This window comes from Streptomyces asiaticus, assembly GCF_018138715.1.
Classification (GTDB): domain Bacteria; phylum Actinomycetota; class Actinomycetes; order Streptomycetales; family Streptomycetaceae; genus Streptomyces; species Streptomyces asiaticus.
Window position 1 is genome coordinate 3,094,673 of the sequence record NZ_JAGSHX010000006.1, and the last position, 26,994, is coordinate 3,121,666.

General features: G+C 74.1%; 2 protein-coding genes. Both read right to left on the reverse strand.

Annotated elements, in window-relative coordinates; translation table 11 throughout:
* Positions 1-35: 35 nt before the first annotated feature.
* Positions 36-17,249 carry a type I polyketide synthase gene (locus tag KHP12_RS20865; RefSeq protein WP_211833433.1) on the reverse strand — a complete coding sequence of 5,738 codons (17,214 nt, stop codon included), beginning with the start codon at positions 17,247-17,249 and terminating at the stop codon, positions 36-38.
* Between the two features lie 56 nt (positions 17,250-17,305).
* The gene (locus KHP12_RS20870) at positions 17,306-26,944 is read right to left on the reverse strand and encodes a type I polyketide synthase (RefSeq protein ID WP_211833435.1); all 9,639 of its coding nucleotides are present in this window, start codon (positions 26,942-26,944) and stop codon (positions 17,306-17,308) included.
* Positions 26,945-26,994: the final 50 nt, after the last annotated feature.

Sequence of the window (26,994 nt, forward strand, 5' to 3'; positions counted from 1 at the left end):
GAAGACCTTGTCACTTGACGTCGGCTGCGGTCGTTTCAGGAGATCCCGAATTCCTTGCCGATGAAGTCGAAGAGGTCGTCGTCCGTGGCGGACTCCAGCTCCTCGGCGACTCCGGCGCCGTCTTCCGGTCCTCGGTTGTCATTCCATTGCGCGAGCAGGGCCTGGAGTCGCGCGGTGACCCTGCTCCGGTCCTCGTCGTCCGGGGCGGCCCCGGTCCCGGCTCCGGCCCCGGCTCCGGACCCGGCCAGCGCCAGGGCCAGGGACTTCTCCAGGCCGTCGAGCTCCGCGAGCAGCGAGGTGACCGCCGACGCGTCGTCCGGGAGGATCTCGCCCCTGAGGTACTCGACCAGTGCGTTCGGGGTCGGGTAGTCGAAGACCAGCGTCGCCGGGAGGCGGACTCCGGTCGTCGCGTTGAGACGGTTGCGGAGCTCGACCGCGGTCAGCGAGTCGAAGCCGACCTCGCTGAACGAGCGGGCCGGGTCGACCGTCTCCGGGCCGGGGTAGCCGAGGACGGCCGCCACCTGGGTGCAGACCAGCTCCAGCAGCACCTCCTCGCGCTCGGGCTCGGAGAGCCCGGCGAGCCGCTCGCGCAGCGCCTCGGCACCGGCCGCGGCGGCCGCAGCGGACTCGGCGGCGCGGCGGGCGGGGGCGCGGACCAGGCCGCGGAAGAGCGCCGGGAGCATGCCGCTGCCCGCCTGTGCCCTGAGCGCGGCCATGTCCAGCGGCAGCGGTACGAGCAGGGGCTCGTCCGAGCCCTGCGCGGCGTCGAACAGCTCCAGGCCGCTCTCGGCCGTGAGCACGCCGACACCGCCGCGCCGGATCCGGGCGATCTCGGCCTCGTCCAGCTCACCGCCCATGCCTCCGGCCACCGACCACAGGCCCCAGGCGAGGGAGCTGGCGGGCAGGCCGTTGGCGCGGCGGTGCTGGGCGAGGGCGTCCAGGAAGGCGTTGGCCGCCGCGTAGTTGCCCTGACCGGGGCCGCCGAAGACGCCCGCGGCCGAGCTGAACAGGATGAACGCGGACAGGTCCGCGTCCTGGGTCAGCTCGTGGAGGTTCCACGCCGCGTCCGCCTTGGGGCGGAGGACGGTGGTCAGCCGGTCCGGAGTGAGAGACGCGATCACGCCGTCGTCCAGGATGCCTGCCGTGTGCACGACGGCGGTGAGGGGGTGGGCGGTGGGGATCGCGGCCAGGGTTTCGGCCAGGGCGGTACGGTCCGCCACGTCGCAGGCCGACCAGTGCGCTTCGGCGCCCAACTCGGTGAGTTGGGTGGTGAGTTCGGCGGCGCCGGGGGCTTCCGCGCCGCGACGGCTCACCAGGAGGAGGTGGCGTACGCCGTGCTCGGCCACCAGGTGGCGCGCGAAGAGGGCGCCCAGCGTGCCACTGGCACCGGTGACCAGAACGGTGCCCTCGGGGTCGAACGCCGGGGTCTGCTGGTCCGCCGTCCCGGTGACCCGTGCCAGCCTTGGCGCCCGGGGGGCGCCGTCGCGGAGGGCGATGTGGGGTTCGCCCGTTGCCAGGGCGGTGGCCAGGGTGTCCTGTGGCTTGCCCTTGCCGTCGGTGTCCACCAGGACGATGCGGTCCGGGTTTTCCGCTTGGGCGGAGCGGGCCAGGCCCCAGATGGCGGCTTGGGCCGGGTCGGTGGCGGGGGTGTCCGTGCCGGTGCTTACGGCCCCTGAGGTGAGGATGACTAGGCGAGCGTCGTCCGTGAAGCGGTCGTCGGCCAGCCACTGCTGGAGGAGGGTCAGGGTGTGGGTGGTGGCGTGGTGCGCCGTCTCGGCGGGCGAGGGGGTTTCCCCAATCCCGCCCCTTCCCGAAACAAGGGGCTCCGCCCCTGGACCCCGGTCCTCAAACGCCGGACGGGCTTGATTTACCACGACGTATTCCGGGAGCCGCGTGCCGGAGGCGATCGCCTCTGCCAGTGCGTCCAGATCCGCGTAGGTCGGGACGTCCAGGGTGTTGGGGCCTACTGCTGCCCAGGTGTTGGGGGTCACCTCGGTGGACTGGGCCGGGGTCGGGGTCCAGTCCACGCGGAACAGGGCGTCGGACGCGGCGCCCGGGCGGGTTGCGCCCAGTTGGTCCGGGGAGATCGTGCGGAGGGCCAGGCCCTCGACCGATGCCACCGGGGCACCCGTTGTGTCGGCCAGCTCCAGGGTCACCGTGCCCGTGGCCGTGCCGTCCAGCCGCACCCGTAGGGCCGAGGCGCCCACCGCGTGCAGGGAGACTCCGGTCCAGGAGAAGGGCAGGCGGCCTTGGCCTCCAGCCTGTTCGGCCGTCTGGAGCCCCAGTGCGTGCAGTGCGGCGTCCAGCAGTGCCGGGTGGAGCCCGAACGCGCCCGCGTCGGACCTGCGGTCCTCCGGCAGGCTTACCTCGGCGAACACCTCGTCGCCGCGTCGCCAGGCGGCCGTCAGGCCCTGGAAGACCGGGCCATAGGCGAAGCCCGAATCGGCCAGGCCCTCGTAGAGGCCCTCCACCTCGATCTTCTCGGCCTCCGCCGGGGGCCAGGCGGTCAGGTTGAACGACGGGGGCGTGGCGTCCGACGCCACCAGTGCACCCGTGGCGTGGCGCAGCCACGGTTCGTCCGTCGGGGCGCCCTCCGCACGCGAGTGCAGGGTGAGCGCGCGGCGGCCGGTGTCGTCGGGGGCGGCGAGGGAGAGCCGGAGCTGGACGGCGCCCTGGTCGGGGACGATCAGGGGGGCTTCCAGGGTGAGCTCGTCCAGGCGGTCGCAGCCCGCGTGGTGCCCGGCGCGCAGGGCCAGTTCCACGAAGGCGGTGCCGGGCAGCAGCACCGTGCCCATGACGGCGTGGTCGGCGAGCCAGGGCTGGGTCTGGAGGGAGAGCCGTCCGGTGAAGGCGATGCCGTCCGAGTCGGGCAGCTCCACGGCGGCGCCCAGCAGCGGGTGGCCCGCCGCGTGGAGGCCGATCGCGGTGGCGTCGCCGCCGACCGGTCCGGCGTCCAGCCAGAACGAGCGGCGCTGGAAGGCGTACGTCGGCAGATCGACCAGCCGCGGGCCGTACGGGGCGTACAGCGGACCGAAGTCCACGGCGGCGCCGCGGGCATGGGCGGTGCCCACAGCCGTCAGCAGCGTCTCGGCCTCGGGGCGGCCCTTGCGCAGCGCGGCGGCGAAGGCGGCCGTGTCGGCGTCGGTCACGCAGTCCTGGGCCATGGCGGTCAGGACACCGTCCGGGCCCAGCTCGAGGTAGGTGGTGATGCCCTGCGCCTCCATCGTCCGGACGCCGTCGAGGAAGCGGACCGCCTCGCGGACGTGGCGCACCCAGAAGTCAGCCGTCATGATCTCCTCGGCGGAGACCACGGCACCGGTCAGGTTGGACACGATCGGAATGCGCGGGGCCTGGTACGTCACCTCGTGCGCCACCTCGCGGAAGGCGTCCAGCATGCCGTCCATGTGGGGCGAGTGGAACGCGTGGCTCACGGTGAGCCGCTTGGTCTTGCGGCCCTCCGCCTCGAAGGCCGCCGCGATCTCCAGCGCCGCGTCCTCGTCGCCCGCGACCACGACCGAGGTCGGGCCGTTGACGGCCGCGATGCTCACGCGCTTGCCCAGCCGCGGGGTCACCTCGTCCTCGGACGCCTGGACGGCGATCATCGCGCCACCGGCCGGCAGCCGCTGCATCAACCGCCCACGGGCGGCCACCAGCTTGGCGGCGTCGGCGAGCGTCAGCACACCGGCCACATGGGCGGCCGCCAGTTCGCCGATGGAGTGGCCGGAGAGGAGGTCCGGCTTCACGCCCCACGCCTCGACCAGGCGGAACAGCGCCACCTCGATCGCGAACAGCGCGGGCTGGGTGAAGCCGGTCTGGTCCAGCTCCTCCGTGTCGTCCCCGAACATCACCGTCTTCAGGGGCCGCATCAGGTGCGGGTCCAGCGCGTCGCAGACCTCGTCCAGCGCCTCGGCGAACGCCGGGTAGGTGTCGTAGAGCTCGCGGCCCATGCCGAGCCGCTGGCTGCCCTGGCCGGTGAACAGGACGGCCAGCTTGCCGCCCTCGGCCACCGCGCCCTCGACAAGACCGGTCGTGGCGCGGCCCTCGGCGAGGGCGTCCAACCCGGCCAGGAAGGCGTCCCGGTCCCGGGCGACGAGGGTCGCCCGGTGCTCGAACGGCACCCGGGAGGTGGCCAGGGAGTGGCCGAGGTCGGCCAGGGACAGCTCGGGGTGGTCGGCCACATGGGCGCGGAGCCGGGCCCCCTGGGCGCGCAGCGCCTCGGGGGTCTTGGCGGACAGCACCCACGGCAGCGCCGACGGCAGCACGGACGGCTCACCCGACGGGAGCGCGGAAGCCTCCGCCTCCTCGGGCTCCGGCACCTGCTCGATGATGGCGTGCGCGTTGGTGCCGCTCATGCCGAACGACGAGATACCGGCCCGGCGCGGACGCCCGGTCTCCGGCCACTCCCGCGCCTCGCTCAGCAGCGACACCGCACCCGCCGCCCAGTCCACATGCGGCGACGGCTCATCGATGTGCAGCGACTTCGGCAGCACACCGTGCCGCATCGCCTGCACCATCTTGATGATGCCCGCGACACCCGCCGCGGCCTGCGTATGACCGAAGTTGGACTTGATCGACCCCAGCCACAAGGGCTGCTCGGAAGACTTCTCCTTGCCGTACGTGGCCAGCAGCGCCTGCGCCTCGATCGGGTCACCCAGCGTGGTGCCCGTACCGTGCGCCTCGACCGCGTCCACCTCGGACGCCGACAGACCCGCGTTCGCCAACGCCTGACGAATCACCCGCTGCTGCGACGGACCGTTCGGCGCCGTCAGACCATTCGACGCACCATCCTGATTGACCGCCGTGCCCCGCACGACCGCCAGCACCTTATGACCGTTCTTCTTCGCCTCCGACAGCCGCTCGACCAGCAGCATGCCCACGCCCTCGCCCCAGGCCGTGCCGTCGGCGGCCGCGGCGAACGGCTTGCAGCGACCGTTCCTGGCCAGGCCGCGCTGGCGGCTGAACTCGGTGAACACATCAGGGGTGGTGATGATGGTGACACCGCCCGCGAGCGCCATCGTGCACTCGCCGTTGCGCAGCGCCTGCGCCGCCAGGTGCAGCGCCACCAGCGACGACGAACACGCCGTGTCGACCGTGACGGCCGGGCCCTCGAAGCCGAAGGTGTACGCCACCCGGCCGGAGGCGATGCTGCTGGAGCCGCCGGTGCCGAGGTAGCCCTCGACGCCCTCGGGGACGGTGTGCAGCCGGGACACGTAGTCGTTGTGCATCTGGCCGACGAACACGCCGACCTGTTTGCCGCGCAGCGCCCCCGGGTCGAGGCCCGCCCGCTCGAAGGACTCCCAGGAGGTCTCCAGCAGCAGTCGCTGCTGGGGGTCCATCGCCAGGGCCTCGCGCGGGTTGATGCCGAAGAAGGCCGGGTCGAAGTGGTGGGCGTCGTAGTAGAAGCCGCCCTCGCGGGCGTACGAGGTGCCGGGTCGGTCGGGGTCCGGGTCGTAGAACGCCTCGAGGTCCCAGCCCCGGTCCTCCGGCAGCCGGGCGATGCCGTCCCGGCCCTCGGCCAGCAGCTCCCACAGCTCCTCGGGGGTGCGCACATCCCCGGGGAAGCGGCAGCTCATCGCGATGATGGCGATCGGGTCGTCCTCGTCCGCCCCGGCGCCCGCCGACCCCTCGGCCCGCGCGGGGACGGCCGCCGCCTCGGAGCCGAGCAGCTCCTCCAGCAGATATCCGGCGAGCGCGGTCGGTGTCGGGTAGTCGAAGACCAGCGTGGCGGGCAGCCGCAGCCCGGCGGCGCCGCCGAGGCGGTTGCGGAACTCCACCGCGGTCAGCGAGTCGAAGCCGAGGTCCTTGAAGGCCCGGCTCGCCTCCACCGCGTCGGGCGAGTCATGGCCGAGCACCACGGCCACCTGGGCGCGCACCAGGTCCAGCAGGGTCTGCTCGCGCTCGGCCGCGTCCAGCCGGACCAGCCGCTCCACCAGCGAGGAGCCGTCCCCGGCCGCGCCCGACTCGGCGGTGCGGCGGGTCGTACCGCCGCGCACCAGACCGCGCAGCAGCGGCGGCACCATCTCGATGGGCGCGCCGGTGAGCGGCGCCAGGTCGAGCTGCATGGGCACCAGGAAGGCGTCGCCCACCTCCTGGGCGGCATCGAACAGCGCCAGGCCCTCCTCGGAGGAGAGCCCCAGCACTCCGGAGCGGCTCATCCGGGACTTGTCGGTGGCCTCCAGCTCACCCGTCATCCCGCTGGCCTCGGCCCACAGGCCCCAGGCCAGCGAGGTGGCGGCGAGGCCCTGGGACTGGCGGTGGCGGGCCAGGGCGTCCAGGAAGGAGTTGGCCGCCGCGTAGTTGGCCTGGCCGGGGCCGCCGAACGTCCCGGCCGCCGAGGAGAACAGCACGAACGCGGCCAGGTCCTGGTCGCGGGTCAGCTCGTGGAGGTTGACGGCCGCGTCCACCTTGGGGCGCAGCACCTTCTCCAGCCGCTCCGGTGTCAGCGCGTCGATCACCCCGTCGTCCAGCACACCGGCGGTGTGCACGACGGCGGTCAGCGGACGCCCGGCGGGGATGTCGGCCAGGACGGCGGCGAGCGCGTCCCGGTCGGCCGCGTCGCAGGCGGCGATGGTGACCTCGGCGCCCAGCTCACGCAGTTCGGCGGCGAGTTCGGCCGCGCCCGCGGCCTGCTCACCGCGGCGGCTGGTGAGCACCAGGCGGCGTACGCCGCGCTCGGTGACCGCGTGCCGGGCGACCAGGCCGCCCAGGGTGCCGGTGCCGCCGGTGATCAGCACCGTGCCGTCCGGGTTCCACGGGGCGGGCACGGTGAGCACGACCTTGCCGATGTGGCGGGCCTGGCTGAGGTAGCGGAACGCGTCCGGGGCCTGCCGCAGGTCCCACGCGGTGATCGGCAGCGCCCGCAGCGCGCCCTGCCGGAACAGCTCCAGCAGCTCGCTCAGCATCTCCTGGATGCGGTCCAGGCCCGCCTCGGTGAGGTCGAACGCCTGGTAGGAGACGCCGGGGTAGGTGGCCGCGACCTCCTCGGGCGCCCGGACGTCGGTCTTGCCCATCTCGACGAACCGGCCGCCGCGCGGCAGCAGCCGCAGCGAGGCGTCCACGAACTCCCGGGCCAGCGAGTCCAGTACGACATCGACGCCGCGCCCGCCGCTGACCTCGCGGAACTTCTCCTCGAAGGCCAGGTCGCGGGAGGAGGCGATCCGGTCGTCGGCCAGCCCCAGCGAGCGCAGCGTGTCCCACTTGCCCTGGCTGGCGGTGGCGTAGACGTCCACGCCCCAGTGGCGGGCCAGCTGCACGGCGGCCATGCCGACACCACCGGCGGCGGCGTGCACCAGCAGCGACTCCCCGCCCTGGAGGTCGGCGAGGTCGCGCAGCGCGTAGTAGGCCGTCATGAAGACGATCGGCACGGACGCGGCCTGGGCGTACGACCAGCCCTCCGGCATCGGCACGACCATGCGGCGGTCCACGACCACCAGCGGGCCGAAGCCGCCGGGCAGCATGCCCATCACCCGGTCGCCGGGCGCCAGATCGGTGACGCCGGGGCCGGTCTCGAGGACGACTCCCGCGCCCTCGCTGCCCATCAGGCCCGCGTCACCGGGGTACATGCCGAGCGCGTTGAGCACATCGCGGAAGTTCACACCGGCGGCCCGGACCGCGACCCGCACCTGCCCGGCCTCCAGCGGCGCGGCGGCCTCCGGGCTGGGCAGCAGGGTGAGGTTCTCCAGGGTGCCCTTGTCCTGGATGTCCAGCCGCCAGGCCGGCTCGCCGGGCGGCGGCACCATGGGCCCGGTGGCGGCGGTGCGCGCCAGCCGGGGGGCGTGTACGGCGCCCCGGCGCAGCACGAACTGCGGCTCGCCGGAGGCGAGCGCGGCGCCCAGCGCCTCGTAGGAGGCGTCGGTGCCGTCGAGGTCGGCCAGTACCAGCCGGTCCGGGTTCTCCGACTGCGCCGAGCGCACCAGGCCCCATACCGGGGCGTGCGCCAGGTCGTGGGTCCCGGCGTCCCCCGCGGTGGCCACCGCGCCCCGGGTGACCAGCACCAGCTGGGACGCGGCGAACCGGTCGTCGGCCAGCCACGCCCGGACGAGCGCCAGCGTCCGCTGGGTGGCGGTGTGGACGGCGGCGGTCACCTCGTCGCCGGTGGCGCCGCGCGGGTCGAGGTACGCCAGGACGTAGGCGGGCGGGTCCCCGGCCGCGGCCAGCGCGTCCAGGTCGGCGTGGATCGCGGCGCCGGAGGTCAGCGGGGCGGGCGCGCCCTCGCCGAGCACCGTCCAGAACGCGGCCGGGCTCTCGGTGGACATCGGCACGGTGGCCCAGTCCAGCCGGTACAGCGACTCGTGGTACGCGGCGGAGCGGCCCTCGGCGAGCTGCCCGGCCGAGACCGGGCGCAGCGCGAGCTGCTCGACCGAGGCCACCGGGGCACCGGTGCCGTCGGCCAGCTCCAGCGACACGCCGTCGGCACCGGCCGGGGTCAGCCGGACCCGGAGCGCGTCGGCGCCGACCGCGTGCAGCGACACCCCGCTCCAGGAGAACGGCAGCCGCCCCTGCTCATCGCCGCCCGCGCGGGCGAACGTGCTGTGCAGCGCGGCGTCCAGCAGCGCCGGGTGCAGCCCGAACGCGCCCGCGTCGGCCTTGCGGTCCTCCGGCAGCCGCACCTCGGCGAACACCTCGTCGCCGCGCAGCCAGGCCGCCGTCAGCCCCTGGAACATCGGCCCGTACGCGAAGCCGCCCTGCGCCAGGTGCTCGTAGAGCCCCTCGACCTCGGCGGGCTCGGCGCCCTGCGGCGGCCACGCCGTCAGGTCGAACGAGGGCCGCGGGCCGCCGGCCACCAGCACACCGCTCGCATGCCGGATCCACGGCAGCTCGGCGGGCGCGTCCTGCGCCCGCGAGTACAGCTCCAGCGTGCGGTGCCCGGCCTGCTGCGGGGCGCCGACGACGATCTGCAACTGGACCGCGCCGCGCTCGGGCAGCACCAGCGGCGCCTCGATCGTCAGCTCGTCCAGCCGGTCGCAGCCCACCTGGTCACCGGCGCGGATGGCCAGTTCGACGAAGGCGGTGCCGGGCAGCAGCACGGTGCCCATGACGGCGTGGTCGGCGAGCCACGGGTGGCTTTCGAGGGAGAGCCTGCCCGTGAACAGGAAGCCGTCGGAGTCCGCCAGCGGCACGGCCGCGCCCAGCAGCGGATGGTCGGCCCGGTCCAGACCCGCCGACTCGACGTCGCCTACGAAACCCGCGGGGGACGTCAGCCAGAAGCGGCGGTGCTGGAAGGCGTAGGTCGGCAGGTCGACGCGGTGGGCACCGGTCCCGGCGAAGTACGCGGACCAGTCCGGCGTCACACCACGGACGTGCAGGGCGGCGAGGGCGGTGGCCACGGTCTCGGCCTCGGCGCGGTCCTTGCGCAGCGCGGCGGCGAAACCGGCCACGTCGGCGTCGGTGACGCACTCCTGGGCCATGGCGGTGAGGACACCGTCGGGGCCGAGTTCGAGGTAGGTGGTGACTCCCTGGGCTTCCAACGTCTGTACGCCATCGAGGAAGCGGACCGCCTCGCGGACGTGGCGCACCCAGAAGTCCGGGCTGGTGATCTCCTCGGCGGAGACCACGTTCCCGGTGAGGTTGGAGACGATCGGGATGCGCGGGGCCTCGTACGACAGCCCCTGCGCCACCTCGCGGAACGCCTCCAGCATCCCGTCCATGCGCGGCGAGTGGAACGCGTGGCTGACCGTGAGCCGCTTGGTCTTACGGCCTTGGGCCTCGAAACCGGAAGCGATCGCGACAGCCGCGTCCTCATCGCCCGCGATGACCACGGAGGTCGGGCCGTTGAGGGCGGCGATCGAGACGCGCTCGGTGAGCAGTGGCAGGACCGCGTCCTCGGACGCCTGCACCGCGATCATCGCGCCACCGGCGGGAAGCGCCTGCATCAGACGGCCACGCGCCGCCACCAACTTGGCAGCATCGGCCAGCGAGAGCACACCCGCCACATGCGCGGCGGCCAGCTCGCCGATGGAGTGCCCGGAAAGGAAGTCGGGCCGCAGCCCCCACGCCTCCGAGACCAGCCGGAACAGCGCCACCTCGATCGCGAACAGCGCGGGCTGGGTGAAGCCGGTCCGGTCCAGCTCCGCCGCGTCGTCCCCGAACACCAAGGTCTTCAGCGGCCGTTCGAGATGCGCGTCCAGCTCGTCGCAGACCGCGTCGAACGCCTCCGCGAACACCGGGTAGGCGTCGTAGAGCTCACGGCCCATGCCGAGCCGCTGGCTGCCCTGCCCGGTGAACAGGAACGCCACCTTGCCATCGGCCACCGAACCCTGGACCAGCCCCGCGGCCGACTCGCCGCGCGCCAGCGCCTCCAGGCCGGAGATCAGCGCCGCACGGTCCCCGCCGACCACGACGGCCCGGTGGTCCAGCGCGGCACGGGAGGTCGCGAGCGAGTACGCCAGGTCGGTCGGGGAGACATCCGGCCGCTGCTCCAGGTCGGCGAGCAGCCGCTCGGCCTGTGCCCGCAGCGCGTCGGCGTTCTTCCCGGACACGGTCCACGGCAGCACGGACGGCTGAACCGCCGGAAGCGCGGAGACCTCGGCCGGTTCGGTCTCCGGCGCCTGCTCGATGATGGCGTGCGCGTTGGTGCCGCTCACGCCGAAGGAGGAGACACCGGCCCGGCGCGGGCGCCCGGTCTCCGGCCACTCCCGCGCCTCGCTCAGCAGCGACACCGCGCCCGCCGCCCAGTCCACATGCGGCGACGGCTCGTCGAGGTGCAGCGACCGGGGCAGTACGCCGTGGTGCATGGCCTGCACCATCTTGATGATGCCCGCGACACCGGCCGCGGCCTGCGTATGACCGAAGTTGGACTTGATCGACCCCAGCCACAGCGGCTGGTCCTCGGTCTTCTCCTTGCCGTACGTGGCCAGCAGCGCCTGCGCCTCGATCGGGTCGCCCAGCGTGGTGCCCGTACCGTGCGCCTCGACCGCGTCCACCTCGGACGCCGACAGACCCGCGTTCGCCAGCGCCTGACGGATCACCCGCTGCTGGGAGGGACCGTTCGGCGCCGTCAGACCATTCGACGCGCCGTCCTGGTTGACCGCCGTGCCCCGCACGACCGCCAGCACCTTATGGCCGTTCTTCTTCGCGTCCGACAGCCGCTCGACGAGCAGCATGCCCACGCCCTCGGCCCAGCCGGTGCCGTCCGCGTCGGCCGAGAAGGACTTGCAGCGGCCGCTGGCCGAAAGCCCGCCCTGGCGGCTGAAGTCGATGAAGGTGTCCGGGGTGGACATGACGGTGACACCGCCCGCGAGCGCCATCGTGCACTCGCCGTTGCGCAGCGCCTGCGCCGCCAGGTGCAGCGCCACCAGCGACGACGAACACGCCGTGTCGATGGTGACCGCCGGGCCCTCCAGACCGAAGGTGTACGCCACCCGACCGGAGGCGACACTGCCCGCCGTACCGGTGCCGAGGTAGCCCTCCAGGCCCTCCGGCAGGGCGGTCAGCCGGGAGAGGTAGTCGTGGTACATGACGCCCGCGAAGACGCCGGTCTTGCTGCCGCGTACGGTCGCCGGGTCGATCCCGGCCCGCTCGAACGCCTCCCAGGAGCTCTCCAGCAGCAGCCGCTGGTGCGGGTCCATGGCGAGGGCTTCGCGCGGGTTGATGCCGAAGAAGTCGGGGTCGAACTCGCCCGCGTCGTAGAGGAATCCGCCCTCGATGGTGGCGCTGGTGCCGGTCTGCTCGGGGTCGTCGCCCAGCAGTCCCTCGAGCTGCCAGCCGCGGTCGGTCGGGAAGCCGGAGATGGCGTCCACCGAGCCGGTGACCAGCTGCCACAGCCCCTCGGGGCTGGTGACCCCGCCCGGGTAGCGGCAGCTCATGCCGACGATGGCGATGGGCTCGTCGTCGGCGACGGCCACGGTGGCGGCCGGGGCCGCGGCGGCCTCGTCGGCCTGGTCGCCGAGGATCTCGGTGCGCAGGAAGCCGGCGAGCGCGGTCGGCGTCGGGTAGTCGAAGACGAGGGTGGCCGGGAGCCGGACGCCCGTGACGGCGCCGAGGCGGTTGCGCAGCTCGACGGCGGTGAGCGAGTCGAAGCCCAGCTCCTTGAAGGCGCGTGCCGAGCCGACGGCCTCCGGGCCCGCGTAGCCGAGGACGGCGGCCACCTGGCCGCAGACGATCTCCAGCAGCAGCCGGTCGCGCTCGGGGACGGACAGCCCGAGGAGCCGGTCGGCGAGCCCGCCGGGGGCCGCGCCGCCGCCCGCCTCGACCACGCGGCGGCCGGGGGCCCGCACCAGGCCGCGCAGCAGCGCGGGGACCATGGTGGCATCGGCGTGGCGCAGCGGCGCCAGGTCCAGGTGCATGGGGACGAGCGTGGGGTCGCCCACGGCGAGGGCGGTGTCCAGGAGGGCCAGGCCCTCCTCGGAGGAGAGGGCGGCCACTCCGGCGCGGGTGATGCGCTGGATGTCGGTGTCGTCCAGGTCGCCGGTCATCCCGCTGCGCTCGGCCCACAGGCCCCAGGCGAGGGCGGTGGCGGGCAGCCCCTGGGCGCGGCGCCGGTGGGCGAGGGCGTCCAGGAAGGCGTTGGCGGCCGCGTAGTTGGCCTGGCCGGGGCCGCCGAGGGTGCCGGCGGCGGCGGAGAACAGCACGAACGCGGACAGGTCGAGGTCGCGGGTGAGCTCGTGGAGGTTCCATGCGGCGTCCACCTTGGGCGGCAGTACGCGGTCGACGCGCTCGGCGGTCAGCGAGCCGATGACGCCGTCGTCGAGCACACCGGCGGTGTGCACCACGGCGGTCAGCGGGTGTTCGGCCGGGATGGCGGCGAGCGCCTCGGCGAGCGCGTCGCGGTCGGCCACGTCGCAGGCGGTGAGGGTGACCTCGGCGCCCGACGCGCGCAGCTCGGCGACGAGTTCGGCGGCGCCGTGGGCGTCTCCCCCGCGCCTGCTGAGCAGCAGCAGGTGGCGTATGCCGTGCTCGGCCACCAGATGGCGGGCGACGAGCCCGCCGAGGGTGCCGGTGGCGCCGGTGACCAGGGCGGTGCCCTCGGGGTCGAGGGCGGGGGCGGTCCGCTCGGCGGCGGAGGCGACCTTGGCCAGCCGCGGTACGACCACGGTCCCGGCGCGGACGGCGAGCTGCGATTCGCCGGTGGCCAGGGCGGCGGACAGCACCCGGTGGGACTCGTCGGTGCCGTCCAGGTCCGCCAGGACGAAGCGGTCCGGGTTCTCGGACTGCGCGGAGCGCAGCAGTCCCCACAGCGGGGCGTGGGCCAGGTCCTCGGTGTCGGCGTCCGTCGAGGTGGCGACGGCGCCACGGGTGGCGATCACCAGCCGGGAGCCCTCGAAGCGGGCGTCGGCGAGCCAGTTCTGGACCAGCGCCAGCGCGCGGTGCAGGGCCTCGCGCACGGCGGTCTGGACGGGGAGCCCGGTGTCGTCCGCGAAGAACGGCGCGACGACGGCCTGCGGCACCGGGGCCCCGGCGTCCACGGCCGCGCCGAGCGCGGCCAGGTCGGCGTACCCGGCGGCGGTGGGCAGGGCGACGGCGAGCTCGGGGCGCTCGGCGCCCAGCACCGCCCACTGCCCGGCCACCACGGTGGTGTTGGCGGGCACCGGCGCGGGGGTCCACTCGACGCGGAACAGCGCCTCGTGGAAGGCGCCGCGCGCGGCGTGCACCTGGTCGGGCGAGACGGGGCGCAGCAGCAGCGAGTCGACGGAGGCGACGGGCGCGCCGCTCTCGTCCGTCACCAGCACGGCCACCGCGTCCTGACCGGCGGGCGAGAGCCGGACGCGCAGCGTGGCGGCGCCCACGGCGTGCAGCCGGACACCGCTCCAGGAGAAGGGGAGGCGGCCGTGTTCGGTGTCCTCCAGGAGGGAGCCGATGCCCACGGCGTGCAGGGCCGCGTCCAGCAGCGCCGGGTGCAGCCCGAACAGCTCGGCCTCGGCGCGGGCGCTCTCGGGCAGCCGCACCTCGGCGTACACCTGGTCGCCGTGTTGCCAGGCGCCCTGGAGCCCCTGGAAGACCGGGCCGTAGGCGAATCCGGTCCCGGCGAGCCACTCGTAGAGGCCGTCCACGGGCACTTCGGTGGCACCGGCCGGGGGCCAGGTGGTGAGGTTGTCGTCGGGGGTGGTGGCGCCGGTGCCGAGCACACCGGTGGCGTGGCGGGTCCACTCGCCCTCGCCCCAGGTGCCGTCGGGGGCCTCCTCCAGCCGCGAGTGCAGGGTCAGCGAGCGGCGGCCGGTCCCGTCCGGGGCGCCCACGGACACCTGGAGCTGGACGCCGCCCTGCGGGGGCAGGACCAGCGGGGCCTCGAGGGTGAGCTCCTCCAGCACATCCGCGCCCACGTGGTCACCGGCGCGGATGGCCAGCTCCACGAAGGCGGTGCCGGGCAGCAGCACGGTGTCCATGACGGCGTGGTCGGCCAGCCAGGGGTGGGTCTGGAGGGACAGCCGTCCGGTGAAGAGGAATCCGGCGCCGTCGGCGAGCGACACGGCGGCGCCGAGCAGCGGATGGTCGGCGGAGCCGAGCCCGGCGGCGGTGACGTCACCGGTCCAGGGGCCGGGCGGCTCGGGCCAGTACAGCTCGCGCTGGAAGGCGTAGGTGGGCAGTTCGACGCGGCGGGCGCCGGAGCCCTCGAAGACCGCGGCCCAGTCGACGGCCACGCCGTGGACATGGGCGCGGGCGAGCGCGCCGGCCAGGGCGGTGGCCTCGGGGCGGTCGCCGCGCAGCACGGGCACGAAGGCGGCGCCGTCGCCGGTGACGCAGTCCTGCGCCATGGCGGAGAGCACCCCGTCGGGGCCCAGCTCCACATACGTGGCGACGTCGTACTCCTCGAGCCGGCGGATGCCGTCGGTGAAGCGGACCGCCTCGCGGACGTGCCGGACCCAGTAGTCGGGCGAGCAGATCTCGTCGGCGGAGACCGAACCGCCGGTGAGGTTGGAGATGATGGGGATGACCGGCGGGGCGTAGGTCATCTGCCGCGCGACCTCGCGGAAGGCGTCCAGCATGCCGTCCATGCGCGGCGAGTGGAACGCGTGGCTCACGGTGAGCCGCTTGGTCTTGCGGCCCCGCGCCTCGAAACCGGCCGCGATCGCGACAGCCGCGTCCTCGTCGCCCGCGATGACGACGGAGGCGGGCCCGTTGAGCGCGGCGATCGAGACACGCTCGGTGAGCAGCGGCGTCACCTCGTCCTCGGACGCCTGGATCGCGATCATCGCGCCACCGGCGGGCAGTTCCTCCATCAGCCGGCCGCGCGCCGCCACCAACTTGGCGGCATCGGCGAGCGACAGCACACCGGCCACATGCGCGGCGGCCAGTTCGCCGATGGAGTGGCCGACGAGGAAGTCGGGCTTGACGCCCCACGTCTCCAGCAGCCGGAACAGCGCCACTTCGAGGGCGAACAGCGCGGGCTGGGTGTAGCCGGTGCGGTCCAGCGGTCCGCTGTCGTCCGACCCGCTGTCGTCCGACCCGCTGTCGTCGCCGAACATCACCTCGCGCAGCGGCCGCTGGAGGTGCTGGTCGAGCTCGGCGCACACCTCGTCCAGGGCGCGGGCGAAGCCGGGGACGGCCGCGTACAGCTCACGGCCCATTCCGGCGCGCTGGCTGCCCTGGCCGGTGAAGAGGAACGCGACCTTGCCCTCGGTGACCTCGCCCCGGACGACGCCGCCCGCGGGGGCGTCCTCGGCGAGCTCGGCCAGTCCGCGCAGCAGTTCCTCGCGGCCGCCCGCGCCCGTGAGGACCACGGCCCGGTGGTCCAGCGCGGCACGGGTGGTGGCCAGCGAGTGGGCGAGGTCGACCAGGCCGAGGCCCGGGTCGTCCTGGATCCGGGCGGTGAGCCGCTCGGCCTGGGCGCGCAGCGCCGGTGCGCTCTGCGCGGACACCAGCAGCGGCACCTGCCCGCCGATACCGGTCCACTCCGCGTCGCCGGGGGCCTGCGGCTCGCGGTCCTCCGCCGGGGCCTGCTCGATGACGGTGTGCGCGTTCGTACCGCTCACACCGAAGGAGGAGATGCCCGCGCGGCGCGGCTGGCCGGTCTCCGGCCACGGGGTGTTCTCGGTGAGCAGGGAGACCGCGCCCGCGTCCCAGTCCACGTCCCGGGAGGGCGCGTCGACATGCAGGGTCCTGGGCAGCACCCCGTGCTCGATGGCCTTGACCATCTTGATGATCCCGGCGACACCGGCGGCGGCCTGGGTGTGCCCGAAGTTGGACTTGATCGAGCCGAGCCACAGCGGGCGGCCCTCGGCCCGGTTCTGCCCGTACGTGGCGAGCAGGGCCTGCGCCTCGATGGGGTCGCCGAGGCTGGTGCCGGTGCCGTGTGCCTCGACGGCGTCCACCTGGGCCGGGGTGAGCCGGGCGTCGGTGAGCGCCTGGCGGATGACGCGCTGCTGGGACGGGCCGTTGGGCGCGGTCAGACCGTTGGACGCGCCGTCCTGGTTGATGGCCGAGCCCCGGACGATCGCGAGCACCTTGTGGCCGTGTCGGCGCGCGTCCGACAGCCGCTCGACGAGCAGCATGCCGACGCCCTCGCCCCAGCCGGTGCCGTCCGCGCCGTCCGCGAACGCCTTGCAGCGGCCGTCGGGCGCGAGGCCGCGCTGGCGGCTGAAGTTGATGAACGCACGCGGGCTGTTCATCACCGTGACACCGCCGGTGAGCGCCAGCGAGCACTCGCCGTTGCGCAGCGCCTGGATGGCCAGGTGCAGCGCCACCAGCGACGCCGAGCACGCGGTGTCGACGGTGAGCGCCGGGCCCTCCAGGCCGAAGGTGTAGGAGATCCGGCCGGAGATGACGCTGGCGGCGTTGCCGGTGAGCAGATACTGCTCCACGCCCTGCGGCAGCGTGTGCATCAGCTCGGGGTAGTCCTGGCCGTTGGTGCCGACGAAGACACCGGCCTTGCTGCCGCGGAGCGTGGCCGGGTCGATCCCGGCCCGCTCGAACGCCTCCCAGGACGTCTCCAGCAGCAGCCGCTGCTGCGGGTCCATGCCGAGGGTCTCGCGCGGGCTGATCCCGAAGAACCCGGCGTCGAACTCGCCCGCGCCGTCGAGGAACCCGCCCTTGTCGGTGTAGCTGGTGCCCTGCTCGTCGGGGTCGTCGGCGAAGAGCGCGTCGACGTCCCAGCCACGGTCCGTGGGGAAGTCCGCGATGGCGTCACCGCCCGCGGCCACGAGCTCCCACAGCTCCTCCGGAGACGTGACGCCTCCGGGGAACCGGCAGCTCATTCCGACGATCGCGATCGGCTCAGGCTCCTGCGACTCGACCTCGCGAAGACGCTGCCGCGTCTGGTGCAGATCGGCAGTTACCCGCTTGAGGTAGTCGAGGATCTTGTCCTGATCCGCCATTGGAGTCTCACCCATGCTTCTCGTCACAAACCTTGCGCCCTCGGACCCGTCGATCCTCAGATTCCGAGTTCCTTGTCGATGAAGGCGAAGACCTCGTCGGGCGTCGCCTCCTGCAACTTCTCCGTCACGGTGCCGCCGTCGCCGTCGGCCGCCTCGGCATCGGCCGTACGGGGCTCCGCCCACTTCGCCGCGAGGTCCCGCAGCCGGGCCGCGATGTCGTCCCGTGCCTCGCTGTCGGGGTCCAGGACGGACAGCGCGGACTCCAGCGCGTCGAGCTCCGCGAGCCCGGGCGCCGCGGCCGTACCGCCGTCGCCCACGATCCGGCCGCACAGGAACTCGGCGAGCGCCGCCGGGGTCGGGTAGTCGAAGACCAGCGTGGCGGGCAGCTTCTGCCCGGTGGCGGCGGTCAGCCGGTTGCGCAGCTCCAGCGCGATGAGCGAGTCGAAGCCCAGCTCCTTGAACGCCCGCCCGGCGCCGACCTCGTCGGTCGAGGGGTGGCCGAGCGCGGCGGCCGCGTTCGTGCGCACGACCTCCAGGACCACCACGGACTGCTCGGCCCGGGAGATCCCGGCCAGCCGCTTGCGCAGCGCGTCCGCCGGGGACCCGTCGGTCGCCGCGCCTGCCTCACCGGCCGGGCCGCCGGTCTCCCGCAACCGCTTGACCTCGGGCAGCTCGCCGATGAGCGGGCTGGGGCGTACCGCCGTGTAGCCGTAGGCGAAGCGGTCCCACTGGATGTCGGCGACGGCCACGACCGTGTCCGCGTGGTCCAGGGCCCGCTGGAGCGCCGTGATCGCGGCGTGCGGGGCCATCGCCGGGACGCCGCCCCGGTCCAGCCGCTCACCGATGGCGCCGTCGGCGGCCAGGCCCGTCTCGCCCCAGCGGCCCCAGGCCACCGAGGTGGCGGGCAGGCCCGCCGCGCGGCGCCGCTCGGCCAGCGCGTCCAGATAGGCGTTGGCCGCCGCGTAGTTGCCCTGTCCGGCGTCGCCGAGGGTGCCCGCGATACCGGAGAACAGCACGAACGCGGACAGGTCCAGATCGCGGGTCAGCTCGTCCAGATGGCGCGCCGCGTCGGCCTTGGGGCCGAGGACGGTGGCGAACCGCTCCGGGGTGAGCGCGTCCAGGACGCCGTCGTCCAGGACGCCCGCGGCGTGCATGACGGCCGTGAGCGGCCGGTCGGCCGGGATGGCGGCGAGCAGCGTCTCGACGGCCTTGCGGTCGGCCACGTCGCACGCGGCGACCGTGACCTCGGCGCCCAGCTCGGTCAGCTCGTCCCGCAGTTCGGCGGCGCCCGGCGCCTCCAGGCCGCGGCGGCTGGTGAGCACCAGGTGCTCGGCCCCGTTGCCCGCCAGCCAGCGCGCCACATGGGCGCCCAGCGCGCCCGTACCGCCGGTGACCAGCGTCGTACCGGACGGCTTCCACGACCGTACGGCGGGAGCGCCGGCCAGCGGGGCGTGGGCGAGCCTGCGGGCGAACACCCCGGCCGCGCGCACCGCGAGCTGGTCCTCACCGTCGGTCCCGGCGAGCACCCCGGCGAGCCGGGCCAGCGCCCGCTCGTCGGGCGCCCCGGGCAGGTCCACCAGACCGCCCCAGCGCTCCGGGTACTCCAGTGCGGCGGTCCGGCCGAGCCCCCAGACGAGCGCCTGCTCGGGGGATTCCACCTGGTCCGTCTGGCCGACGGCGACCGCGCCCCGGGTGGCGCACCACAGCGGCGCGTCCACCCCGGCGTCGCCGAGGGCCTGGATCAGCACGGCGGTGCCGACCAGCCCGGCGCTGACACCGTCGGTGCCGGGCGCGGTGCCCGCGTCGAAGGCGAGCAGCGACAGCACACCCGAGACGGCTCCGGCGTCGGCCAGTTCCTCGCGCACCAGTCGGGTCAGCGACGCGCGGTCCGACTCCACGGCGGTCGGGGTGATCTGCCGCACCTCGGCGCCGCGTTCGGTGAGCATCCGCACCGCGCCGAGCGTCCAGTCGTCGATGGCGGCGGACTCGGGCACGGCCAGCAGCCAGGTCCCGGACAGCCGCGGGGCCTGTGCCTCGGTCAGCGAGGTCCAGGTCACGCGGTAGCGCCAGCCGTCCACCGTGGACTGTTCACGGGCCTGCTTGCGCCAGGACGCCAGGGCCGGCAGGACGGCGCCGAGCGAGGACCGCTCGCCGTCGTCCGCGAACGCGAGGGTGTCGGCCAGCGACTCCAGGTCCTCGCGCTCGACGGCCTCCCAGAAGCGGGCGTCCACGGCATCCGACTGGGCGCCCGACTCATCGGCCGGGGTGTCGGCCGGCTGCGGCCAGTAGCTCTGGTGCTGGAAGGCGTACGTGGGCAGCTCGACGCGGGCCGCGCCCGTACCGTCGAACACCGCCGCCCAGTCCACGGCCACGCCACGCGTCCACGCCTCGCCCAGCGAGATGTAGAAGCGGTCCAGACCGCCCTCGTCGCGGCGCAGCGAGCCGATCGCGGCGGCCTCGCGGCCCGCGTCCTCGGCGGTCTCCTGCACACCCATCGTCAGGACGGGGTGCGCGCTGGACTCGATGAACACACCGAAGCCCTCGTCCAGCAGCCGCCGGATCGCGCCCTCCAGCTCAACGGTGCGACGGAGGTTGGTGAACCAGTACTCGGCGTCCAGCTCCGGGCCCTCGATCCACTCCCCCGTGACGGTGGAGAGGAACGGCACCTCGGCGGCCCTGGGCTCCACCGGCGCCAGCAGCTCCAGGAGTTCCTCGCGGAGCAGCTCGACCTGGGCCGAGTGCGAGGCGTAGTCCACCGGCACCCGGCGCGCCCGCACCTCATCGGCCTCACACGCGGCGACCAGCTCCCCGAGGGCCTCGGGCTCACCGGAGACAACCACCGACGACGGGCCGTTGACGGCCGCCACCGAGATCCGCTCCTCGCCCCACGGCGCGATCCGCTCCCGTACGTCCGCCACCGGAAGCGCCACCGACACCATGCCGCCCTTGCCCGCCAGCACCCGGCCGATCGCCTGGCTGCGCAGCGCCACCACACGCGCCGCGTCCTTCAGCGACAGAATCCCCGCCACACACGCCGCCGCGATCTCACCCTGCGAGTGGCCGACCACGGCCGACGGCCGCACACCCAGCGAACGCCACAGCTCCGCGAGCGAAACCATCACGGAGAACAACACCGGCTGAACAACGTCCACCCGCTCCAGTGACGGTGCGCCCTCCGCCTCGCGCAGCACATCCACCAACGACCAGTCGGTGAACTCTGCGAGCGCGGCGGCACACTCATCAATACGGGCAGCGAACACCGGTGAAGCATCCAACAGCGCCACGGCCATGCCTACCCATTGTGACCCCTGTCCTGGGAACACGAATGCGGCCTTGCCCCCGATTGAGGCCCCCTGCACCAGGTTCGGCAGGACCTGCCCCCTAGCGAGGGCGTCCAAACCCCGGACGAAATCGTCCCGATCCGTGCCCACCAGCACCGCGCGCCGGTCGAAGGCGGCGCGGGTGGTGGCCAGCGAGTGGCCGATGTCCAGCGGGCGCTGGGCGGGGTCGGCGTCGAGGTGGGCCAGCAGCTTGGCGGCCTGGTCGCGCAGCGCCGCCTCGCTCTTGCCGGACACCGTCCACGGCAGCGCGCCGAGCGGGCGGGTCACCGGCTCGGCCTCGTTGGGCTCCTCGGCGGGCGCCTGCTCGATGATGGCGTGTGCGTTGGTACCGCTGAAGCCGAACGAGGAGACGGCGGCCCGGCGCGGACGGCCGGTCTCCGGCCACTCCCGCGCCCCGGTCAGCAGCTCGATGTCGCCCGCCGACCAGTCCACATGCGGGGTGGGCTCGACGATGTGCAGCGACTCCGGCAGCACGCCGTGGCGCAGCGCGAGCACGAGCTTCATCACACCCGCGACACCGGCGGCCGCCTGGGCGTGGCCGATGTTGGACTTGATGGAGCCGAGCAGCAGGGGCTGCCCGTCGGGGCGCTCCTGACCGTAGGTGGCGAGCAGCGCCTGCGCCTCGATCGGGTCGCCCAGCGTCGTACCGGTGCCGTGTGCTTCCACGACGTCCACCTCGGCGGGAGACAGTCGGGCGTTGGCGAGGGCCTGCCGGATGACGCGCTGCTGGGACGGGCCGTTGGGCGCCGTCAGACCGTTGGACGCGCCGTCCTGGTTGATCGCCGAGCCACGCACGACGGCCAGCACCGGGTGGCCGTTTCGACGCGCGTCCGACAGCCGCTCGACCAGCAGCATGCCCACGCCCTCGGCCGGGCTGAAGCCGTCCGCGTCCGAGGAGAACGCCTTGCTGCGGCCGTCGGAGGACAGTCCGCGCTGGCGGCTGAACTCGATGAAAGTGCCCGGGGTGGCCATCACGGTCACCCCGCCCGCGAGCGCGATCGAGCACTCGCCCTGGCGCAGCGACTGGACGGCCAGGTGCAGCGCCACCAGCGACGCCGAGCACGCGGTGTCCACGGTGACCGCCGGGCCCTCCAGGCCGAAGGTGTACGAGAGGCGGCCGGAGACGACGCTCGCGGCGCTGCCGGTGGCGAGGTGGCCCTCATAGCCCTCGGTGTTGTTGCGCATGACGATGGAGTAGTCGGAGCCGTTGGTGCCGACGAAGACACCGGACGGGCTGCCGTGCAGCGTGGCCGGGTCGATGCCCGCACGCTCGAACGCCTCCCAGGACGTCTCCAGCAGCAGCCGCTGCTGCGGGTCCATCGCCATGGCCTCACGCGGCGAGATCCCGAAGAAGGTGGGGTCGAAGTCGGCGGCCCCGGTGAGGAATCCGCCCTCGCGGGTGTAGCTGGTGCCCTGCGCGTCCGGGTCCGGGTTGTACAGCGACTCGATGTCCCAGCCGCGGTCGGCCGGGAACTCCGACAGCGCGTCGCCACCGGAGACGAGCAGCTGCCACAGCTCCTCGGGGGTGCGCACCCCGCCCGGGAAGCGGCAGCTCATGGAGACGATGGCGATCGGCTCGTCGTCGGCGAGCGCCGCCGCGGTCGGCAGCGCGGCCACGGCGGCCCGCTGCCCGCCCGCGATCTCGGTGCGCAGCTGGCGCGCGAGCACGGTCGGGGTGGGGTAGTCGAAGATCAGGGTCGGCGGCAGCTTCAGCCCGCTGGCGGCGCTGAGCCGGTTGCGCAGTTCGACGGCGGTCAGCGAGTCGAAGCCCAGCTCCTTGAAGGCCCGGCCCGCCTCGACGTCGTCGGCGCCCGCGTAGCCCAGGACGGCCGCGACGGCGGTGCGCACCAGCTCCAGCACCAGCCGCTCCTGCTCGGCCTCCGGCACCCCGGCGAGCTGCTGCGCGAGAGCGACCGCGCCCGCGCCGTCCGCCTCGGCGTCCCCGGCCATGTCCTGGATGACGTCCCGCGCCTCGGGCAGGTCGTGCAGCAGCGGACGGGAGCGGCCGGAGGTGAAGGCGAGGACGAAGCGCTTCCACTCCATGTCGACGACGGTGAGCACCGACTCGTCGCGTTCCAGCGCGTGCTGGAGCGCGGTGACGGCCGACCGCGGCGCCATCTCGATGACGCCGTGGCGGCGCATCCGGTCACCGACGCCGCCCTCGGCCATTCCGCCCTCGCCCCACGGGCCCCAGGCCAGCGAGGTGGCGGGCAGGCCCTGGGCGCGCCGGTGCTCGGCGAAGGCGTCCAGGAAGGCGTTGCCCGGCGCGTAGTTGCCCTGGCCGGGCGCGCCGAAGGTGGCCGCGAAGGAGGAGAACAGCACGAACGCGCTCAGGTCCAGATCCCGGGTGAGCTCGTGCAGGTGGCGGGTGGCGTCCACCTTGACCTTCAGCACCCGGTCCACCTGCGCCGGGGTCAGACCCTCGATCACCCCGTCGTCCAGCACGGCGGCGGTGTGGACGACGGCGGTCAGCGGGTGTTCGGCGGGGATGTCCGCGAGCAGCGCCTCGACCTGGACGCGGTCGGCCACATCGCACGCGGCGATGGTGACCTTGGCACCGAGCTCGGTCAGTTCGGACCGCAGATCCGCCGCGCCCGGGGCGTCCAGGCCACGGCGGCTGGTGAGCACCAGATGCTCGGCCCCGTTGCCCGCCAGCCAGCGCGCCACGTGGGCGCCCAACGCGCCCGTACCGCCGGTGACCAGCGTCGTACCGGACGGCTTCCAGGCCCGTACGGCGGGCGTGGCGGCCAGCGGGGCGCGCACCAGACGGCGTACGAGCAGCCCGGTGGCGCGGATCGCGACCTGGTCCTCCTCCTCGGCCCCGGCGAGCACGGTCACCAGCCGGGCCAGCGCCCGCTCCTCGGGCGCCCCGGGCAGGTCCACCAGACCGCCCCAGCGCTCGCCGTGCTCCAGCGCGGCCACCCGGCCCAGGCCCCAGACCAGCGCCTGCTCGGGGGAGTCCAGCGGGTCCGCGCGGCCCACGGAGACCGCGCCTTGGGTGGCGGACCACAGCGGCGCGCCGATCTCCGCGTCGCCGAGGGCCTGCACCAGCGCGAGCTGCGCCGCCACTCCGGCCGGGACGGAGGGGTGCCGGGGGTGCGGACGGCCGTCGAGGGCCAGCAGCGACAGCACTCCGGTGAACGGGATGCCGTCGGTCTCCGCGAGCGCGGCGCGCAGCCGCTCGGTCAGCTCGTCGCGGCCGTCGGCGCCGGTGTCCACGGCGATCCGCGTCACGACGGCGCCGCGTTCGGCGAGCACACCGGCCACGGCGTCGGTCCAGGCGGTCCCGGTGTCCTCGGCGTCCCCCGTGTCCGGGGCGACGACGAGCCAGGTGCCGGTCAGCCGCGCGGACTGACTGTCGGCGAGCGGCTTCCAGGTGACGCGGTAGCGCCAGCCGTCCACCGTGGACTGCTCACGGGCCTGCTTGCGCCACGACGCAAGGGCGGGCAGCAGCGCGCTGACCCGCTCGTCGCCGTCGACGTCAAGCTCGGCCGCGAGCGTCTGCCAGTCCTCGCGCTCGACGGCCTCCCAGAAGCGGGCCTCGACGGGGTCGGCGACGGCGGCGGCAGCGGCGGGGCTGCCCGCCTCGAGCCAGTAGTGCTGGTGCTGGAAGGCGTACGTGGGCAGTTCGACGCGGGCCGCGCCCGTACCGTCGAACACCCCGGCCCAGTCCACGGTGACGCCCCGCGTCCACGCTTCGCCGACGGAGGCCCAGAAGCGGTCCAGGCCGCCCTCGTCGCGGCGCAGCGAGCCGATCGCGGCGGCCTCGCGGCCCGCGTCCTCGGCGGTCTCCTGCACACCCATCGTCAGGACGGGGTGCGCGCTGGACTCGATGAAGGCTCCGAAGCCCTCATCGAGCAGCCGGCGAACGGCACCCTCAAGCTCAACGGTGCGACGGAGGTTGGTGAACCAGTACTCGGCGTCCAGCTCCGGGCCCTCGACCCACTCCCCCGTCACGGTGGAGAGGAACGGCACCTCGGCGGCCTTGGGCTCCACCGGCGCCAGCAGCTCCAGGAGTTCCTCGCGGAGGAGTTCGACCTGGGCCGAGTGCGAGGCGTAGTCCACCGGCACCCGGCGCGCCCGCACCTCATCGGCCTCGCAGGACGCCAGCAGCTCCTCCAGCGCCTCGGGCTCACCCGAAACCACCACCGACGACGGGCCGTTGACGGCCGCCACCGAGATCCGCTCCTCGCCCCAGGGGGCGATCCGCTCCCGTACATCCGCCACGGAAAGCGCCACCGAGACCATGCCGCCCTTGCCCGCCAGCACCCGGCCAATGGCCTGGCTGCGCAGCGCCACCACACGCGCCGCGTCCTTCAGCGACAGAATCCCCGCCACACACGCCGCCGCGATCTCTCCCTGGGAGTGGCCGACCACGGCCGCCGGGACGACGCCCAGCGAACGCCACAGCTCGGCCAGCGACACCATCACCGCGAACAGCACCGGCTGGACCACATCCACCCGGTCCAGCGACGGCGCGCCCTCGGCACCCCGCAACACATCCACCAGCGACCAGTCGGTGAACTCCGCCAGCGCCGCCGCACACTCCTCGATCCGCGCGGCGAAGACGGGCGAGGCGTCCATCAGCCCCACCGCCATCCCGGCCCACTGCGACCCCTGCCCGGGGAAGACGAACGCCGTGCGGCCGCCGACGACGGAGCCCTGTGCGACGCCCGCCGCCATGCCGCCCTCGGCCAGGGCGGTGAGCCCGGCCAGCAGTTCGTCGCGGTCGTGGCCGCGCACCACGGCGCGGTGGTCGAGCTGGGCCCGGGTGGTGGTCAGCGAGAGGGCCACGTCCACCGGGTTCAGGGACGGGTCGGCCTCGAGGTGGGCCAGCAGCCGCTCGGCCTGGGCGCGCAGCCCCGCCGCGCTCTTGCCCGACACCGCCCACGGCAGCACGTCCAGCCGCTTCGTCGGGGCCGCCGGTCCCTCGGTGGCTTCCTCGGTGGCTTCCTCGGCCTCCTCGGCGGGGGCCTGCTCGAGGATGGTGTGGGCGTTGGTGCCACTGAAGCCGAAGGAGGACACGGCGGCGCGGCGCGGACGGCCGGTCTCCGGCCAGGGGGTGGTGTCGGCGAGCAGCGCCACCGCCCCCGCCGACCAGTCCACATGCGGAGTCGGCTCGTCGATGTGCAGCGTCTTGGGCAGCACACCATGGCGGATGGCCATGACCATCTTGATGATCCCGGCGACACCGGCGGCGGCCTGGGTGTGTCCGATGTTGGACTTGATGGAGCCGAGCAGCAGCGGCTGGTCCTCGGTGTGCTCCTGACCGTACGTGGCGAGCAGCGCCTGCGCCTCGATCGGGTCGCCCAGCGTGGTGCCGGTGCCGTGTGCTTCGACGGCGTCCACATCGGCGGCGGAGAGGCGGCCGTTGGTGAGCGCCTGGTGGATGACGCGCTGCTGGGACGGGCCGTTGGGGGCGGTGAGGCCGTTGGAGGCGCCGTCCTGGTTGATGGCCGAGCCTCGGACGATCGCGAGCACCGGGTGGCCGTGTCGACGGGCGTCCGACAGCCGCTCGACCAGCAGCATGCCGACGCCCTCGCCCCAGCCGGTGCCGTCCGCGGCGGCGGCGAAGGGCTTGCAGCGGCCGTCGGCGGCGAGCCCGCGCTGCCGGCTGAACTCGGTGAACGTGGAGGGCGTGGCCATCACGGTGACACCGCCCGCGAGCGCGAGCGAGCATTCGCCGTTGCGCAGCGCCTGCACCGCCATGTGCAGGGTGACCAGCGACGACGAGCACGCCGTGTCGACGGTGACCGCCGGGCCCTCCAGACCGAAGGTGTACGACACCCGGCCGGAGGCGATGGAGCCGGAGCTGCCGGTGCCCAGGAAGCCCTCGACGCCCTCGGGCACGGAGTCCAGCCGCGAGGTGTAGTCGTGGTACATCACGCCCGCGAACACACCCGTCCGGTGGCCGCGCAGCCCGGTCGGGTCGATCCCGGCCCGCTCGAACGCCTCCCAGGACGCCTCCAGCAGCAGCCGCTGCTGCGGGTCCATCGCCATGGCCTCGCGCGGCGAGATCCCGAAGACCGCCGGGTCGAAGCCGCCCGCGTCGTAGAGGAACCCGCCCTCGTTCACATAGCTGGCGCCCGCCTGGTCGGGGTCGGCGTCGTAGAGCGACTCGACGTCCCAGCCACGGTCCGTGGGGAAGCCGGAGATCGCGTCCTCGCCGTCCAGGACGAGCCGCCACAGCTCCTCGGGGGTGCGCACGCCGCCCGGGTAGCGGCAGCTCATCGCGACGATCGCGATGGGCTCCTGGTGCCGCTCCTCGACCTCGCGGAGCTGTCGGCGGGCCTGACGCAGGTCAGCGGTGGCCCGCTTGAGGTAGTCCCGGAGCTTGTCCTCGTTACTCACCATTGCGTCGGCTCCTTGCGAAGAGGGAGGTGGTGCTCATGAGTTCCATGGGT

What these genes read in the sequence shown, in the direction of transcription:
- KHP12_RS20865 (WP_211833433.1), bottom strand. Translation starts at nt 17,249, where the DNA reads ATGGCGGATCAGGACAAGATCCTCGACTACCTCAAGCGGGTAACTGCC.
- KHP12_RS20870 (WP_211833435.1), bottom strand. Translation starts at nt 26,944, where the DNA reads ATGGTGAGTAACGAGGACAAGCTCCGGGACTACCTCAAGCGGGCCACC.